This window comes from Variovorax sp. 01T432 (assembly GCF_056398605.1).
Map to the genome: position 1 here is coordinate 49,225 of NZ_JBFTPS010000012.1, position 16,542 is coordinate 65,766.

Below are 16,542 nucleotides of genomic sequence, written 5' to 3' on the forward strand. Positions count from 1 at the left end.
CATGTCCATCGTGCATCTCCCCTGCGCCGCCCGCTGCCGCCTGTGGCGCATCGACCTCGACGCCGTGCCGTCGCCGGAAGCGGCGGCCTGTCTGTCGGAGGAGGAGTGGGAGCGTGCCCGGCGCTTTGTCTTCGCGCGCGACCGCCATCGCTTCGTCGCCGCCCATGCGGCGCTGCGCAGCGTGCTGTCCGCGCAGACCGGCATTCCCGGGGCCTTCCTCGACTTCAGCGTCGGCGCCTTCGGGAAGCCCGCGCTGGTCGAGCCCGCCGGCGTGCGCTTCAATCTGAGCCACAGCCAGTCGGTCGCGCTGATCGCGCTCGGCCATGACGACGACGTGGGCGCCGACATCGGCGTCGACCTCGAAGTGCTGCGCAGCATGCCGGATGCCACGGCCTTGGCCCGGAACCATTTCACCGATGCCGAACGCCTCGCGCTCGACGCGATCGCCCCGGCGGAACGCGACCGCGCCTTCCTGACCTGCTGGACGCGCAAGGAAGCCTGCCTGAAAGCGACGGGCATGGGGCTCAACGTGGACACGCGCAGCTTCGACGTCGGCCTCGTCGGCGATGAGCGCGAGATCTGCATCGCCGGCGACGACAGCGTGGCGCGCCTCGTGCTGTCCTCCTTCGATGGCGGAAGCGGCATCGTATGCGCGGTGGCCCGTGTACTGTCGTACGAGGCGTCCGCGCCGCGCCGCCGCCTCCAGGAAAGTGAGCTGTACGCATGACTCCCATGCTTTTTGGCCCTGCCTCGCGGCAACTCTTCGGCCTGTTCCACTCACCCGAGCGCGAGAGCGATGTCGCGGTCCTGATCTGTCCCCCCTTCGGGCAGGAGGCGATCCGCGCCCACCGGCTGTTCCGGGTGCTGTCGGACCGTCTCGCGCGCTCCGGCGTGGCGGTGCTGCGCTTCGACTTCCACGGCAGCGGCGACTCGCCCGGCGAAGACACCGACGGCGACCTCGACGGCTGGCGGCGAGACATCGGCGCCGCGCACGAAGAACTGCGGCGCCGCATCGGCGGCCGCCGCGTCATCTGGCTCGGCGCGCGCCTGGGCGCCACTCTGGCCGTGCTGGCGGCCAGGAGCGGTCGCAGCGATCCCTCGCGGCTCATCCTCTGGGACCCGATCGTGGACGGCGCGCGCTATCTGGAGCAACTGCGCGCCGGCCACGTCGATGCCCTTGAGCGCTCCTTCTGTGTCCCCAAGCCCGCCTGGCGCCGACGGCTGGCGAAAGACCAGGATGCCTTCACCGACGAACTCTTCGGCTTCGGCGTGTCGAAGCTCTTGCGCCAGCAGTTGCGCGGGCTCGGGCCGGAAACGCTCCAGCTCACGGCCTTGCATGACACGGTGATGCTGGCCGATCCCGAAGACCACGCCGCGATGCAATGGGCGGCCAGGGAAGCCGCCCGTCACATGCCGCTGCGTGCCACGCCGTTCCAGCACCCGCTGGCCTGGACCACCGATCCGCATCCCAACAATGCGATGGTCCCTACCGAGGCGCTGCAACGCCTCCTGGCAGAAGTCCATGACTGACTACAAAGAGACACCCGTTCAGTTCGGTCCCGAAGGCGCGCTGATCGGCGTCATCACGACGCCCGCCGACGGCGCGCTGGAACCGGTAGCCTGCCTCATGCTCAACATGGGCGCCAATCACCGCATCGGGCCGCGGCGCATTAACGTCAAGCTGGCGCGGCAGCTGGCCGCGCACGGGATCAGCGGCATCCGCTTCGATCTCGCGGGGCTCGGCGACAGCGGTCCGGCCGCCGGATCCGAACACTTTCTCACGCAGGCGGTGTTCGACCTGCAGGCCGCGATGAACCTGATGGAAACCACGCTGGGTGTCCGGCGCTTCATCGTGATCGGCCTGTGCTCGGGTGCTTCCAATGGCAAATCGGTCGCCATCGCAGATTCGCGGGTGGTCGGCCTGCTCATGTTCGACGGCTACGCATTCCCGAGCCGACGCTCGCGCTGGGAACGCACCATGTGGCGCGCGCTGGCGGCGCCGACCAATCCGGCCGTGCTCGGCAAGACGGCACGCTGGCTGCAGCGCAAGTTCTCCCGCAGCGCCGCGATGGCCGCCGCGCCCGACATCTACGAACAAGACACGCCCGAAGCCATCGCCGCATCGTTCCGCCGCGCGATGATGCAGCTGGCCGAGCGCAAGGTGGCGGTGCTGCTGCTCTACACCGGCACGATGCATGTGAGAGACCGCAACCGCGACCAGTTGGGCCCGTTCGCCGACGAGGCCTTCACGCAGGACTTCGAGTACGAATTCATCGGCGAAATCGACCACAGCCTGACCTCGCTGGCGTCGCAGCAGATCTTCATGGCGGTGGTGTGCGACTGGGCATTGCGCGTGTCGCAGGGCGCTTCATCGCGTCCCACGGCGGCGGCACGCAAGTCGCTGCGCGCCGTGGCATCCGGCGCGCAGCCGAACCTGCACAGCGGCCACACCGTCTTCTGATCCTGCCCCGACGGGGCTTCAGGTCAAGGCGCCTGCCGCGTGGCCGTCCGCCCGATGCGGCACATCCTCGCCCGGCAGTACCTGCATCGGCCCGCTTCCGCTGTAGCGGTCGAGCGCGAGGTAGATCGCCGGCGTGATGTAGAGCGTGATCACCTGCGAGAAGATCAGGCCCCCGACGACCGCCACGCCCAGCGGCTGGCGCAGTTCAGCCCCGGTTCCCAGGCCGAGCGCGAGCGGCAAGGCCCCCATGAGCGCCGCCAGCGTGGTCATCAGGATCGGCCGGAAGCGCAGCCGGCAGGCCTCGCGGATCGCGTCGATCGGCTGCATGCCCTCGGTGCGCTGCGCATCGAGCGCGAAGTCGATCATCATGATTGCGTTCTTCTTCACGATGCCGATCAGCAGGAGGATGCCGATGGTCGCGATCAGGGTCAGGTCGAATCCGAAGAGCTTGAGCGACAGCAGCGCCCCCACCGCCGCCGATGGCAGGCCGGCCAGGATGGTGAGCGGGTGGATGTAGCTTTCGTACAGCACGCCCAGCAGCACGTAGATCACGAGCACGGCCAGGATCAGCAGCACCGCCTGGCTCGACTGCGAGCTCTGGAACACCGCCGCATCGCCGCCATAAGTGGTGATGATCGAAGGCGGCATCTTCAGCTCGGCCTTGAACGCGTCGATCTTGGCCGTCGCGTTGCCCAGCGGCACGTCGGGCGCGAGATTGAAGGACACGGTGACCGCCTGCAACTGCCCCTGGTGGTTGATCGAGGTGGGTCCCACCGTGCGCTTGACGGTCGAGAACGCCGACAGCGGCACCAATTGGCCGGCCTTGTTGCGCACCGACAGGCGCGACATGTCTTCCTCGAATTGCCGATCATTGTCGGCCGCCGACAGGATGATCTGGTAGGTGTTGCTCGCGGCGTAGATGCTGCCGATCTGCCGATCGCCGTAAGCGTTGTAGAGCGCGGTGCGCAGATCGCCGACCGCGACGCCCAGCACGCCGGCCTTGACGCGATCGATGTCGATCGACGCCTGCAGGCCGCGATTCTGCGAGTCGCTGGTCACGTCGCGGAAGGAGGGGTCGGCCCGCATGCGTTCCATCAGCCGGTCGGCCCAGATGCCCATGGTGCCGGCGTTCACGCTCTGCAGCGTGTACTGGAAACGCGCCTTGCTCTGGCGCCCGCCCAGGCGCAGGTTCTGGACCGGCTGCATGTAGACGGCGATGCCCGGGATCTCCCGGAAGCGCTTGCGCAGCGCCTCGAGCACCTGCGCCATCGCCGAGCGCTCTGCGCGGGGCTTGAGCACGGCGAACAGCCGACCCGAGTTCTGCGTCGCGGTCGGGCCTCCGACGCCGATGAAGGAGTTGACGTAGGCCACGCTGGGGTCGGCCTGGAGCGCGTCGGACACGCGGTCCTGCAAGGTCTTCATCGCAGGGAAGGAGATGTCTTCGGCGGCCTCGGTCGTGATCTGGATCTGCCCGATGTCTTCCTCGGGGAAGAAGCCCTTGGGGATGGTGACGAACATCCAGGCGGTCAGCGCGAAGGTGGATGCCGCGACGAGCAGCATGATGCCTCGGTGGCGCAGTGTCCAGTCGAGGGAGCGCATGTAGTTGCGGTGGACCGAGCGGTAGCCGCGCTCGAAGACACGGCCGATCGCGGTGCCGGGCTCTGGATGCTGTTCCTCGTGGTCGATGACAACAGCCTCCCCGCCTGCCGCGCCTTCCTTGGGCGGCGCGTGCTTGAGCAGCCGGCTCGCGAGCATCGGCACCAGCGTGAGCGACACGACGGCCGACACCAGCACGGCCAGGGCCACAACGACCGCGAACTCGTGGAACAGCAGGCCGATCACGCCCGGCATGAAGAAGATCGGGATGAACACCGCGACCAGGGAAATCGAGATCGAGATGATGGTGAAGCCCACTTCGCGCGCGCCGCGCAGCGCGGCCGCCATCGGCTCCATGCCCTTCTCGACGTAACGCATGATGTTCTCGAGCACCACGATCGCATCGTCGACGACCAGCCCCACCGCCAGCGTGATGCCGAGCAGCGACACGTTGTCCAGGCTGTAGCCGAAGGCGTAGAGCAGCGCGACCGCCCCGATCAGGGAAATCGGGATCGTGGCCGCCGGAATCAGCGTGGCCACCACCCGATGCAGGAAGAGGAAGATCACCAGCACCACCAGCAGGACGGTTCCCAGCAGCGTGAGCTGCACGTCGTGCACCGCCTCGCGGATCGACAGCGAGCGGTCGTTGACCAGGTTGATCTCGACCGACTGCGGCAGCTCCTCCTTGAAGCGCGGCATCAGCGCGCGCACCGCATCGACGACCTGCACGGTATTGGCGTTGGGCTGGCGCTGTACGGCCAGCGAAATCGAGCTCTTGCCGTTGAAGCTGCTGGCCGTCTTGACCGATTCGAAGCTGTCCTCGATGGTGGCGACCTCGTCCAGGCGCACCGGGGCGCCATTGCGCTGGCCGACGATCACCTTGGCGAAATCGGCGGCCTTGAGCATCTGCTCGTTGGCCTGGATGGTGAGCGTCTGGCGCGGCCCATCCAGCACGCCGACCGGCGTGTTGGCGTTGGCCAGGCGCACCGCATTGGCCAGCTCATCGAGCGTGATGTTGCGCGCATTGAGCAGGTCGGCATCGGCCTTGACGCGCACCGCGAAGGCCTTGCGGCCATACACCCCGACCTGGGCCACGCCATCGATGGTCGACAGCGTCGGCGAGATCAGGTTCTCTGCATAGTCGTTGAGCTCGGCGGGATTCATCGAATCCGACACCATCGCGATGAAGAGCACCGGAGCGTCGGCCGGATTGACCTTGCGGTAGGAGGGCAACTGCGTGAGCTCGACGGGCAGCTGGCGTTGCGCGCGAAGCAGCGCCGCCTGGACGTCGACCGCCGCGGCATCGATATCGCGGCTGCTGACGAATTCGAGCGTGAGAGAGGTCACGCCCTGGGTATTCACCGAACTGATGGTCTGCAGGCCGGGAATGGTCGAGAACTGCTTTTCGAGCGGCAGCGCGACCGACGAGGCCATCGTGTCCGGACTGGCGCCCGGCAGCTGCGCGTTGACGTTGATGACCGGCGTGTTGTAGCTCGGCAGGGCCGCGACCGGAATCTGGAAGTAGGCAAAGATACCGACGACCACTACCGCCGCCGAGAGCAGCACTGTCATCGCCGGCCGGCGAATGCACAGCTCGGAGATGTTCATGAGCGCTCCCGCTCCGCGACGACGCTGGCGTTGGAGGGCCCCACGGATGCGGCGCTTCCGGGCGTGGCATCGGAGGCCGGGCTGCCGGGCTGCTGCTGCGGTCTGGCCGAGGCGTCGAGCCGGACCTTGCCGCCCGGGCGTACGTTCTGCTTGCCCTCGATGACGACCTGCTCGCCCGGCTCGACGCCGCGCACGGCGACCTGCGTACCGAAGGAATGAAGGGTCTGGATCTTGCGGCGCGAGGCCGTCTTGTCGGCATCGACCACGTAGACCGCGGGGCCCTCGGTCAGCATCATGACGGCCGCGGCGGGGATCACGGTCGCGTCGTTGAGCGTGCTCACGGTGACGCGGGTCTGGACGAACTGGCCCGGCCAGAGGCTCTGGTCGGCGTTGGCGAACACGGCCTTGGCGCGAACGGTGCCGATCAGCGGATCGACCGTGTTGTCGACGAAGTTCAGCTCTCCCTTGAGCGGCTCCTTGCGCCCCGCCACCACCGCCTCGACGACACCCTTGGCGCGCGACGCCGCCAGCAGGTCCTGCAGCCGGCCTTCGGGCACCGGGAAGCTGACGGCGATCGGATCGAGCTGCGTGATCGTGACCAGCGAGAGGCTGGGCTGCACCAGCGTTCCCGGATAGATATTGACGCCGCCGATGCGCCCGGCGATGGGCGCACGCAGCGTGTCGTAACCCAGCGCGACCTGCGCCGACTGCACGGCGGCGCGGTCGGCCGCCACGGCAGCGCGCTGCGCGTCGAGCTGGGACAGCGTGGCTTCGGCGGCGCTCTTGGCGATGAAGTTCTGCGCCACCAGCTCCTGGCTGCGCTTGTACTGGCGTTCGAGGTCGGCCAGCGTGGCCTCGTCCTTCTGTTGCTGAGCGAGCGCCTTGGCGAGGTTGGCCTGGTCGGGACGCTCGTCGAGGGTGAAGAGCAACTGGCCCGCCTTCACGAACTGACCCTCCTTCACATGCACTTCGCGCACGGTATTGGTCACCTGCGGGCGAAGGTCGACGCTGTTGAGCGGGACCACGCTGCCGTTGACCTGCACCGTGACCGGCACGTTCTGCCGCTGCGCAGCGGCCAGCGTGACCATGGCGGGGGCGCCGCCGAGCGCCGTCGAGCCCTTCGCGGAGCCACCGGCGGCGCTGCCGCGGGCTTCCTGCGCGCCGCTGCGCGCCTTGTTGCCCGACCACCAGGTGCCGGCCGCGGCGGCGACGACCAGCACAGCGACGAGGGTCAGGGCGAGATTCTTCTTCATGGGGCTTGTACGTTGTATCGAGGGCTCATCGGCCGCGCTCCGGGCGCACTTACACCCAGTATCAATCATTAAAACAGCGGCCCGCCAACGGAGTCGATCACTGCCGTAAAGATAAGTAAAGCGCTCATGCATCACCACACGCACAGAGGCTCTTTTCGGCACCCCGGCGCTTGGGCGCCGGGAAGGCCCAGGCCGCTAGAATGCCCGCTCCCACAGCCTCTGGATGTACCCCATGAACCGCTGCAAACCTTCCCTGCATCCCGTCGCTTCGATGGCGCTGTTGGCCGGACTCGTCTCCGTGGCCTCGCTGGGCGCCTCGAATGCCGCCGCGCAGGATGCGCCTCCGACACAGACGCAGAACGAGGCCGCCAACGGCGGCCGCAACTTCCCCATCGGCACGCTGCGCGGCAAGTTCATGGTGGTGAACCCGCCCGAGATCCTGCTCGACGGCCAGCCCGAACGGCTCGCGCCGGGCGCGCGCATCCGCAGCGCCCAGCGCATGCTCACCATGCCGGCGTCCATCACCGGCCAGAACCTGCTGGTGAACTACACCCGCGACGCCAGCGGCCTGGTGAGCGAGGTCTGGATCCTCACGCCGGAGGAAGCACAGGCCAAGCGGGCGTCGGCTGACAGGCCGATGTTCAACTTCTGGCCTTTCGTGGCCAACAGCGGCCCGAGGGACGACGGCAAGACGCCGTTCGACCAGCTTCCGAAATTCGGCGAGTAGCCGACCGGCAAACAAGGCCGCAACACCCGTCGCCGTCCGCGCTCGGCAGTTGCGGCCGCGGCACTCTTGCCGACCCGAGCACAGCAATCCGGACCCCACCCGGGAGAGCACCATGACCCCCAAAGTTTTCATCAAGACCTTCGGCTGCCAGATGAACGAGTACGACTCGGACAAGATGGCCGACGTGCTGCGTGCCGCCGACGGCTATGAACCGACCTCCAACGTGGAGGAGGCCGATCTGATCCTCTTCAACACCTGTTCGGTGCGCGAGAAGGCGCAGGAGAAGGTCTTCTCCGACCTCGGCCGCGTCAAGCACCTCAAGGCCAAGGGCGTGAAGATCGGCGTCGGCGGCTGCGTCGCGAGCCAGGAAGGCGCGGCGATCATCGCCCGCGCGCCCTATGTCGACGTGGTCTTCGGCCCGCAGACCCTCCACCGGCTGCCCGAGCTGCTGAACCAGCGCGAGCGCGAAGGCCGGCCGCAGGTCGACATCAGCTTCCCGGAAATCGAGAAGTTCGACCACCTGCCGCCGGCGCGCGTCGATGGCGTGACCGCCTTCGTCTCGATCATGGAAGGCTGCTCAAAGTACTGCAGCTACTGCGTGGTGCCCTACACGCGCGGCGAGGAGGTCAACAGGCCGCTCGACGACGTGCTGGTCGAGGTCGCGGGTCTCGCCGACCAGGGCGTGCGCGAGGTGACTCTGCTGGGACAGAACGTCAACGCCTACAGGGGCCGGATGGGAGACACGGCGGAGATCGCCGACTTCGCGCTGCTCCTCGAATACATCGCCGAGATCCCCGGCATCGAGCGCATCCGCTACACCACGAGCCACCCGAACGAATTCACCCCGCGCCTGATCGAGGCCTACGGCCGCCTCCCGCAACTGGTCAGCCACCTGCACCTGCCGGTGCAGCACGGCAGCGACCGCATCCTGATGGCGATGAAGCGCGGCTATACCGCGATGGAATACAAGAGCACGGTGCGCAAGCTGCGCGCCATCCGCCCGGGGCTCGCGCTCAGCAGCGACTTCATCGTCGGCTTTCCCGGCGAGACGGACGAGGACTTCGGCAAGATGATGAAGCTGATCGATGAGCTCGCCTTCGACGCCAGCTTCAGCTTCATCTTCAGCCCCCGCCCCGGCACGCCGGCGGCGGCGCTGCGCGACGACACGCCGCATGCCGTCAAGCTCGCGCGCCTGCAGCAGCTGCAGGCCGTGATCGACGGCAATGTCAGGCGTTTCGGCGAAAGCCGCGTCGGGACGGTGCATCGCGTGCTGGTCGAGGGCGCATCGCGCAAGGACGCCGGCGAACTGATGGGCCGCACCGAGTGCAACCGCGTCGTCAACTTCGAAGGCGACGCGCGGCTGGTCGGGCGGATGGTCGATCTGCGCATCACGCGCTCGCTGGCCTATACCCTGCGCGGCGAGGTGGTGACCACCGAATCGACGAGCGCAGCCGGCCGCGAACTCGCGGCACCCGCGGCCTGATGGCGAACCTGAAGTCGGCGCGCGGCTCGTTCCAGCAGCTGCTCCTGTTCGCATTCCTGCTCATCACGGCACTGCTTGTCGGCGTCGCCCTGCGCGCGGTGTTCCAGTACGACCTGCTGATGACCGACAGCCGCGACGCGGCGGCGCGCGCGCTGACCCTCTCGGGTGCGGCCCAGTCGCTGGCCGAGCGCAGCGCGGCGATGGAGCGCGCGGGCCGCCAGTCGCTCGTGTTGAACGACGCGGTGCTGCGCCGCCGCTTCGACGATGCCGCGCGCGACGCCCGCCAAGTGCTCGAACGGCTCGCAAGCAACGGCATCCCGCCCAACGGGCCCGACCAGTGGCGCGCCCAGTTCGAGGTGATCGAAGGACTGATGAACGGCAGCTCGGACACCGCGCTCACGCGTGAGAGTTCGATGGCGATGCAGTTTCGCGACCTCGATGCGCTGAACACCAACATCGCGCAGCAGGCCCAGCTGCTCATCGAGACGCAGAACAACGCGCTAGCCGATCGTATCGAGTCGGCCCGCACGCGGCTCATGCGGCTGGTGGTTGCAGCCAGCGCGCTGGCTGTCGCCCTCGCGCTCGCCTTCGGCATCTGGCTGGCGCGCCCATTCAAGCGACTCGAACGCGCCATCGTGGGGCTGGGCGAGAACCGGCTCGACGAGCCGATCGACATCCGCGGCCCGGTCGACGTGCGCCGTGTGTCGCAGCAACTCGAATGGCTGCGGCTGCGCCTCACCGAGCTGGACGCGGACAAGGCACGCTTCCTGCGTCATGTGTCGCATGAACTCAAGACTCCGCTGGCGGCCCTGCGTGAGGGCGTCTCGCTCCTGGAAGACGGCGTGACCGGCCCGCTCAATCCGGCGCAGCGCGAAGTCGCGCAGATCCTGCAGCAGAATACCGTTGCGCTGCAGGGTCAGATCGAGGCCCTGCTGCGCTTCAACGCCGCAGCCTTCGAGGCCCGCGAGCTGCGCCGGGAGCGCACCCCGCTGCTGCCGCTGATCGAGGAACAGATCGAGGCCCAGCGGCTGCAATGGCAAGCTAACGGGCTGACAGTGCGGGCGGAGGGCGAGCCGATCGCCGTGCTTGTGGACCCGACCAAGCTCGGCACCGCGCTGGCCAACCTGCTGTCCAACGCGATCCGCTTCTCGGCCCGAGGGGGCACCATTTCCTTCGAAGTCTCGAGCACCGCCGACACCGCGCGAATCGACATCAGCGATGCCGGGCCCGGCATCGCCGAAGGCGACCGCGAACGCATCTTCGAGCCCTTCTACCGAGGCGAGCGGCAACCCGAGCACTCGGTCAAGGGAACCGGCATCGGCCTTTCGATCGTGCAGGAGTACATTGCAGCCCATGGGGGCCGCATCACGCTGCTGCCGGGCGGGCCTGGCGCGCCCGGCGCCCGTTTCCGCATTGAGCTGCCGCGCTCCGCCTGACCCCCGCCTCACACGCGCCATTTCCGACCCATGTTCCTTTCGATCTTTCGCAGATCCGCCTTCGGCATGAGCATGCTCCTGCCGCTGCTGTTCGTCGGGTGCGCCACGCCCCCGCCGCCTCCCCCTGTCGCCGTCGCCGCCGCGCCCGCGCCGCCACCGACGCCCGCCGCCCCCACCGTGATGCCGGTGGAGGCCGAGCCGATCGCGCCGGCCACCCAACCCGCGCTGGTCTTCACTCAACTGACGCAGGGACCGGTGGCCGCCATCCTCGGCTATGCCGACAGGGTGCGGCCGTACGGCCCGCCGGAACTGAGCGCCGAACTCGCGCGGCTCGGCGACCCCGGCGAAACCCCGCTCGCGCAGATGCAGGTGGCGCTGGTGCTGGCCCAGACCCGTGTTCCGGCGGACCTCGCCCGGGCATTGGGCCTGATGCAGCGCGTGATGGCCAACCCCTCGCCTGACGCGCAGCCCCTGCACCCGCTCGCGCGGGCGCTGGCGGCACGCTACGTCGAACAGCGGCGCGTCGAGGATGAGCGCGACCGCCAGGCGCAGCAGGTGCGCGACAGCCAGCGGCGCATCGACCAGCTGAACGAGCGTCTCGAAGCCCTTCGGGCCATCGAGCGAAGTTTCGCCCGCCCCAACGCCCAGCCACCGATTCCTGCCGCCGCGCCGGCCGGTGCGAAGCCCACCCAATGAACCGCACCACGCCGCCACCGCCGCCGCCCTCGGGTGCCCGCCTCCTGGTGGTCGATGACGACCCGGACATGCTCCGCCTGATCTCCATGCGACTCAGCTCGGCCGGCTACCAGGTCACGGCCGTGACCTCCGCAGAATCGGCGTTGACCCAACTGGAGATCGAACATCCGCAACTCGTCCTGAGCGACGTTCGCCTGCCGGGCCGCGACGGGCTCGCGCTGTTCGATGAAATCCGCAAGCGCCATCCGACCCTGCCCGTGATCCTGCTGACCGCTCACGGCACGATCCCCGACGCGGTCGAAGCCACGGCGCGCGGCGTCTTCACCTACCTGACCAAGCCCTACGACGCCCGTGAGCTGCTGGAGAAGATCGCGCAGGCCCTCGCGCTCGGCTCGCCGGCCCCCGCGGGCGGCAAGGGCGGCGACGAAAGCTGGCGTTCCGAGATCGTGAGCCGCAGCAACCGCATGGCCGAGTTGCTGGCCGAAGCACGCATGGTCGCCAAGTCCGACGCCAGCGTGCTGCTGCGCGGCGACAGCGGCGCCGGCAAGGAACTCCTGGCCCGGGCCATCCATCGCGCGAGTGCTCGCGCGGACAAACCCTTCGTCGCTGTCAATTGCGGCGCCATCCCCGAGGCACTGCTGGAGTCGGAACTCTTCGGCCATATGAAGGGCGCCTTCACCGACGCGGTCGCCAACCACAAGGGCCTGTTCCAGCAGGCCGACGGCGGCACGCTGCTGCTCGACGAGATCGGCGACATGCCCCCGGCCCTGCAGGTCAAGCTGCTGCGCGTGTTGCAGGAGCGCGCCGTGCGCCCGCTGGGCGGCAGCCAGTCGATCGATGTCGACGTGCGGATCATCTCGGCCACGCACCGCGATCTGGATGCGGCGATGGAAGCCGGCCAGTTCCGGGAGGATCTCTACTACAGGCTCAACGTCGTGACGCTCAGCCTGCCCCCGCTCTCCGCGCGGCGCGAGGACATCCCCCTGCTGGCCAACCATTTCCTGCAGCGTCTGTCGACGAAGTACGGCAAGCGGCTGTCCGGCTTCGCGCCCGAGGCCCTGAAGGCCCTGACCACCGCCTCCTGGCCGGGCAATGTGCGGCAACTCTTCAACGTGGTCGAACAGGTCTGCGCGCTGTCGAGTTCGCCGCTCATCCCGCTGGCGCTGGTGCAGCGCGCGCTGCGGGTGCCGAGCGTGGAGGTCCAGACCTATGCCGAAGCCAAGCAGCGCTTCGAGCGCGACTACCTGGTGGGCCTTCTCAAGCTGACGGATGGCAACGTGGCCGACGCGGCTCGCCTTGCAGACCGGAACCGGACCGAGTTCTACCGCCTGCTGCAGAAGCACGAGCTCACGCCAGGCCACTTCAAGGCCGACCCGCCGTCGCCCGGCGGCGAGACTGTCGCTGACGAGCGACGGCCTTAAGCCCTTGATTTCATTGAATATTCCGCCAGCACCCCGAAGCCTTGTCGGCAATCGGCGACAAAAACAGGGGTTTTCGAGGGCGTCCGGGTCGAATCCCCGCCTCCACACCGGAAATTTCATCCTAAGCCTTTGATCTGAAAGGCTTTTTCTGGGCTGGCACAGGGTTTGCCCCTGTAATGGCATGACAGCCCATACCAGCCCATCTTTCGCACTGCGTCCGCAGCGCGACGGCCTGCGTCAAAAGCAGTTTTCCCTCTCGTGGCCCCGTGCCACGGGCCCATCGCTGGCTGCGCTTGAAGCATCCAGCGGCGCCGCCCCCGAATGCGTCTTCAAGCGCTTTCCGGCAATTGGCGACACGCCCTCCCTCAAGAACCAGCGGTGGTGAGTCGCAATGAAGCCCAATGACTTCTCCCAATTGAATGTGCTGACCGAAGCGGATTTTTCGCATCGCAGCCCCATCCGCGAGGAACGCCACCCGAATTCGGTGACGGCGCCCCCCATCAACCGCGGCTCGATGGCGCCGCGTCCCTGGCGCGGCTTCTGGAACAGCATCGGCACGGCGCTTCTCGTGAAGCTCGGCGCCGGAGGCGCTTCCAAGGGCCAGCGCGAAGCTGCATCGGTTTCGACGGCGAAGCAGCCGTGGGAACGCGCGGCCTCGCGCCGCCGCATGGCATTCATGGCGCTCACGCTCCTGAGCACCGTCATTGCGTCGACGCTTTTCGCCAGCGTGCAGCCCGACTACGACAACGCCTGGCTCGAATACGGCCAGATTGCCCTGTATGGCCTGCTTTCGGGCTGGGTCGTGACGGGCTTCGTCACCGCGCTGATGGGCTTCTATGTCTCCGTGCGCGGCGACAAGCATGCGCTGTCCGCCAAGCAGGTGGTCAACCACCCGATGAACCCCGAAGCCCGGACGGCGATCATCATGCCGATCTGCAACGAGGACGTCGCGACGGTCTTCGCCGGCCTGCGTGCGACCTGCGAATCGGTGGCAGCCACCGGCCATGCCCGCCAGTTCGACGTCTTCATCCTGTCGGACAGCTACACGCCCGAGACCGCGGCCGCCGAGCGCGCTGCCTGGGAAGACCTGCGCGCGGCACTCGCCAACAGCGCGAGCCAGCCGCAGGTCGAGGTGTACTACCGCCTGCGCACCCGCCGCAGCCACCGCAAGGCCGGCAATGTGGCCGACTTCTGCCGCCGCTGGGGCAAGGACTACCGCTACATGGTGGTGCTCGATGCCGACAGCGTCATGAGCGGCGACTGCCTGACCTCGATGGTCAAGCTGATGGAAGCCAACCCCAGCGCCGGCATCATCCAGACCGCCACGCAGGCGATCGGCCATGTGACGCTCCATGCCCGCGCCCAGCAATTCGCTTCGCGCGTGACGGGACGCCTGTTCACCCTGGGCATGCAGTTCTGGCAGCTCGGCGAGTCTCACTATTGGGGCCACAACGCGATCATCCGCGTGAAGCCCTTCATGGACCACTGCGCGCTGGCGCCAATCAAGGGCACCGGCGGCATGTCGGGCGGCATCATGTCGCATGACTTCGTCGAAGCCGCGCTGATGCGCCGTGCCGGCTACCACGTGTGGCTGGTGGCCGACCTGGTCGGAAGCTATGAACAGCAACCGCCGGACCTGCTGGCCGAGCTGCAGCGCGACCGCCGCTGGTGCCAGGGCAACCTGCAGAACGCCCGCCTGATGGCCGAGCCGGGCTTGCACCCGGTGCACCGCGCGATGTTCGTGACAGGCACGATGGCCTACGCTTCGGCACCTCTGTGGCTGGCGTTCCTGACGCTCGGCACCGCCCTGTGGCTGACCGGCTCGAGCCTGATGTCGAGCTGGCACGTGCTGCCCGCGGAACTCGCCGGCCTCTGGCTCTGGACCCTCTGCCTGCTGTTCCTGCCGCGCCTGCTCGGCATCGCCGCCGTCCTTCTTCGCGGCGAACAGCGCCAGTACGGAGGCCTCTGGGGCCTGGTGAAGAGTTCGTTGCTCGAGAGCGGACTCGCGATCGTGCAGGCCCCGGTTCGCATGCTGGCGCATTCGCTGTTCGTGGTGGTGGCGCTGACGGGCATCAAGCTCGACTGGAAGTCGCCTCCGCGCGAAGCGGCGGCCGTGCCGTGGCGCATCGCTGTCGGCCAGCTGGCGCCGATGACGCTGGTGATTGCGGCGCTGGCCGTTGGCATTGCGCTGATCGATGCGAGCGCGCTGATCTGGCTGATGCCCGTGGGCCTGCCGCTGCTGCTGGCGATTCCGCTGACGGTGCTGACGAGCCAGATCGCGCTGGGGACATCGCTGCGTGATCGCGGCTATCTGCTGATTCCCGAAGAGTCGCGCTCGCCTGCCGTGCTGCGCAGGGCCTGGATGCATGCGGTGCGCCTGGCGCGACCCGCGCTTGCGACGGTCTGATCCGGGCCCTTGTCGCCCCCATGAAAAAAGCCCGCTTCGTGCGGGCTTTCTTCATGTCCTTTGTTCAGAACCGCGGCATCCCGCCGCCGCCACCCATGGGCGGCATTCCCTTCATCCCGCCCATCCGCTTCATCATCTTCATCAGGCCGCCGCCTTTCATCTTTTTCATCATCCCCTGCATCTGCTCGAACTCGTTGAGCAGCCGGTTGACTTCCTGGACCTGCACTCCCGCCCCGGCGGCGATACGGCGCTTGCGCGTGGCCTTGAGCAATTCGGGCTTGCGGCGCTCCAGCGGCGTCATGCTGTTGATGATCCCTTCCTTGCGGCGGATGTCCCTCTCGGCGCGCGTCATGTCGGCCTCGGTGGCCTTGGCCGCCATCTGCGCGGGCAGCTTGTCCATGATGCTGGAGAGCCCGCCCATCTGCTTCATCTGCTGCAGCTGGCTGAGGAAGTCGTTCAGATCGAAGCCGGCTCCGCTCTTCACCTTGGCAGCCAGCTTCTGGGCGGCGGCGACGTCGACGCCCGCCGTGACCTGCTCGACCAGCGCGACGATGTCGCCCATGCCGAGAATGCGACCGGCATGGCGCTCGGCATCGAAGACCTCGAGGCCATCGATCTTTTCGCTGGTACCGGCGAACTTGATCGGCACACCGGTGACCTGCCGCACCGACAGCGCCGCGCCGCCGCGCGAGTCGCCGTCGGTCTTGGTCAGGATGATGCCGGTCAACGGCAGCGCGTCCTTGAAGGCCTTCGCGGTGTTGATCGCGTCCTGGCCCTGCATCGCATCGACCACGAAGAGCGTCTCGACCGGGTTCAGCGCCGCGTGCAGCTCCTGAATCTCCTTCATCAGGACTTCGTCGATCGCGAGACGGCCGGCGGTATCCACCAGCAGGACGTCGAAGAAGTGTCGCTTGGCGTGATCGAGCGCGGCGCGCGCGATGTCCAGCGGCTTCTGGTCGGGGCTGCTCGGAAACCACTCGGCCCCGGCCTGCCTGGTCACCATCTTGAGCTGCTCGATGGCAGCGGGCCGATAGACGTCGCCGGAGACGGTCAAGACCTTCTTCTTGCGCTTCTCGATCAGGTGCTTGGCCAGCTTGGCCGTGGTGGTGGTCTTGCCCGCGCCCTGGAGGCCGGCCATCAGGATCACGGCCGGTGGCTGGGCGGCCAGATTGATGTCGGACACGCCTTCGCCCATGGTCGCGGCGAGTTCGCGATTCACGATGCCGATCAGCGCCTGGCCGGGCTTCAGCGAGCCCAGCACCTCCTGGCCGAGCGCCTTTTCCTTCACGCGCGCGACGAAATCGCGCACCACGGGCAGCGCGACGTCGGCTTCGAGCAAGGCCATGCGCACCTCGCGCAGCACGTCCTGAACGTTGCTTTCGGTGATGCGGGCCTGGCCGCTGACCTGTTTGACGAGGCGTGAGAATTTTTCGGTGAGGGCGGTGGCCATGATG

At 67.8% G+C, this 16,542-nt stretch carries 12 protein-coding genes; 9 read left to right on the forward strand and 3 right to left on the reverse strand.

Going from position 1 to position 16,542, the window contains the following annotated elements; all coding sequences use genetic code 11:
* Nucleotide 1 precedes the first annotated feature (1 nt).
* Genes AC1DNF_RS11970 through AC1DNF_RS11980 form a run of 3 tightly spaced genes read left to right on the forward strand, consistent with a single transcriptional unit; the run spans nt 2 to nt 2,461 of the window.
* Nucleotides 2-727 carry a 4'-phosphopantetheinyl transferase family protein gene (locus tag AC1DNF_RS11970; RefSeq protein WP_478148811.1) on the forward strand — a complete coding sequence of 242 codons (726 nt, stop codon included), beginning with the start codon at nt 2-4 and terminating at the stop codon, nt 725-727.
* A 5-nt stretch (nt 728-732) separates the two neighbouring features.
* The gene (locus AC1DNF_RS11975) at nt 733-1,530 is read left to right on the forward strand and encodes a serine aminopeptidase domain-containing protein (RefSeq protein ID WP_478148812.1); all 798 of its coding nucleotides are present in this window, start codon (nt 733-735) and stop codon (nt 1,528-1,530) included.
* The gene (locus tag AC1DNF_RS11980) at nt 1,523-2,461 is read left to right on the forward strand and encodes an alpha/beta hydrolase family protein (RefSeq protein WP_478148813.1); all 939 of its coding nucleotides are present in this window, start codon (nt 1,523-1,525) and stop codon (nt 2,459-2,461) included. Before AC1DNF_RS11975 ends, AC1DNF_RS11980 begins: the two co-directional genes overlap by 8 nt.
* An 18-nt stretch (nt 2,462-2,479) precedes the next feature.
* Here AC1DNF_RS11980 and AC1DNF_RS11985 read toward each other — a convergent pair whose 3' ends face one another.
* Both AC1DNF_RS11985 and AC1DNF_RS11990 read right to left on the reverse strand, forming a co-directional pair.
* On the reverse strand, nt 2,480-5,665 hold the full coding sequence (locus AC1DNF_RS11985; RefSeq protein ID WP_478148814.1) for an efflux RND transporter permease subunit: 3,186 nt from the start codon (nt 5,663-5,665) through the stop codon (nt 2,480-2,482).
* On the reverse strand, nt 5,662-6,918 hold the full coding sequence (locus tag AC1DNF_RS11990) for an efflux RND transporter periplasmic adaptor subunit (RefSeq protein ID WP_478148815.1): 1,257 nt from the start codon (nt 6,916-6,918) through the stop codon (nt 5,662-5,664). Before AC1DNF_RS11990 ends, AC1DNF_RS11985 begins: the two co-directional genes overlap by 4 nt.
* A gap of 232 nt (nt 6,919-7,150) precedes the next feature.
* Here AC1DNF_RS11990 and AC1DNF_RS11995 point away from each other — a divergent pair, with 232 nt between their 5' ends.
* The 6 genes from AC1DNF_RS11995 to mdoH all read left to right on the forward strand — a co-directional run bounded on the left by AC1DNF_RS11995 (nt 7,151) and on the right by mdoH (nt 15,088).
* A complete protein-coding gene (locus tag AC1DNF_RS11995; RefSeq protein ID WP_478148816.1) occupies nt 7,151-7,645 on the forward strand; it encodes a hypothetical protein in 495 nt (164 codons plus the stop codon).
* Between the two features lie 112 nt (nt 7,646-7,757).
* Nucleotides 7,758-9,128: a tRNA (N6-isopentenyl adenosine(37)-C2)-methylthiotransferase MiaB gene (miaB, locus tag AC1DNF_RS12000; protein ID WP_478148817.1), complete on the forward strand. Its 1,371-nt coding sequence runs from the start codon at nt 7,758-7,760 to the stop codon at nt 9,126-9,128.
* Entirely contained in the window at nt 9,128-10,564 is a 1,437-nt protein-coding gene (locus AC1DNF_RS12005) for a sensor histidine kinase (RefSeq protein ID WP_478148818.1), read from the forward strand. The genes miaB and AC1DNF_RS12005 overlap by 1 nt, the downstream gene beginning before the upstream one ends.
* A 66-nt stretch (nt 10,565-10,630) precedes the next feature.
* The gene (locus tag AC1DNF_RS12010) at nt 10,631-11,260 is read left to right on the forward strand and encodes a hypothetical protein (protein WP_478148819.1); all 630 of its coding nucleotides are present in this window, start codon (nt 10,631-10,633) and stop codon (nt 11,258-11,260) included.
* Nucleotides 11,257-12,681, forward strand: coding sequence for a sigma 54-interacting transcriptional regulator (locus AC1DNF_RS12015; protein ID WP_478148820.1), 1,425 nt, complete (start codon nt 11,257-11,259; stop codon nt 12,679-12,681). Before AC1DNF_RS12010 ends, AC1DNF_RS12015 begins: the two co-directional genes overlap by 4 nt.
* 391 nt (nt 12,682-13,072) lie before the next feature.
* Nucleotides 13,073-15,088: a glucans biosynthesis glucosyltransferase MdoH gene (gene mdoH, locus AC1DNF_RS12020; protein ID WP_478148821.1), complete on the forward strand. Its 2,016-nt coding sequence runs from the start codon at nt 13,073-13,075 to the stop codon at nt 15,086-15,088.
* Nucleotides 15,089-15,152: 64 nt separating this feature from the next.
* On the opposite strand, the gene ffh is transcribed toward mdoH, so the two are convergent.
* Nucleotides 15,153-16,538, reverse strand: coding sequence for a signal recognition particle protein (gene ffh, locus AC1DNF_RS12025; RefSeq protein ID WP_478148822.1), 1,386 nt, complete (start codon nt 16,536-16,538; stop codon nt 15,153-15,155).
* Nucleotides 16,539-16,542: the final 4 nt, after the last annotated feature.

What these genes read in the sequence shown, in the direction of transcription:
- miaB (WP_478148817.1), top strand. Translation starts at nt 7,758, where the DNA reads ATGACCCCCAAAGTTTTCATCAAGACCTTCGGCTGCCAGATGAACGAG.
- AC1DNF_RS12015 (WP_478148820.1), top strand. Translation starts at nt 11,257, where the DNA reads ATGAACCGCACCACGCCGCCACCGCCGCCGCCCTCGGGTGCCCGCCTC.
- AC1DNF_RS11970 (WP_478148811.1), top strand. Translation starts at nt 2, where the DNA reads ATGTCCATCGTGCATCTCCCCTGCGCCGCCCGCTGCCGCCTGTGGCGC.
- AC1DNF_RS11995 (WP_478148816.1), top strand. Translation starts at nt 7,151, where the DNA reads ATGAACCGCTGCAAACCTTCCCTGCATCCCGTCGCTTCGATGGCGCTG.
- mdoH (WP_478148821.1), top strand. Translation starts at nt 13,073, where the DNA reads ATGAAGCCCAATGACTTCTCCCAATTGAATGTGCTGACCGAAGCGGAT.
- AC1DNF_RS11980 (WP_478148813.1), top strand. Translation starts at nt 1,523, where the DNA reads ATGACTGACTACAAAGAGACACCCGTTCAGTTCGGTCCCGAAGGCGCG.
- AC1DNF_RS12010 (WP_478148819.1), top strand. Translation starts at nt 10,631, where the DNA reads ATGAGCATGCTCCTGCCGCTGCTGTTCGTCGGGTGCGCCACGCCCCCG.
- AC1DNF_RS11975 (WP_478148812.1), top strand. Translation starts at nt 733, where the DNA reads ATGCTTTTTGGCCCTGCCTCGCGGCAACTCTTCGGCCTGTTCCACTCA.
- AC1DNF_RS11985 (WP_478148814.1), bottom strand. Translation starts at nt 5,665, where the DNA reads ATGAACATCTCCGAGCTGTGCATTCGCCGGCCGGCGATGACAGTGCTG.
- AC1DNF_RS11990 (WP_478148815.1), bottom strand. Translation starts at nt 6,918, where the DNA reads ATGAAGAAGAATCTCGCCCTGACCCTCGTCGCTGTGCTGGTCGTCGCC.
- ffh (WP_478148822.1), bottom strand. Translation starts at nt 16,538, where the DNA reads ATGGCCACCGCCCTCACCGAAAAATTCTCACGCCTCGTCAAACAGGTC.
- AC1DNF_RS12005 (WP_478148818.1), top strand. Translation starts at nt 9,128, where the DNA reads ATGGCGAACCTGAAGTCGGCGCGCGGCTCGTTCCAGCAGCTGCTCCTG.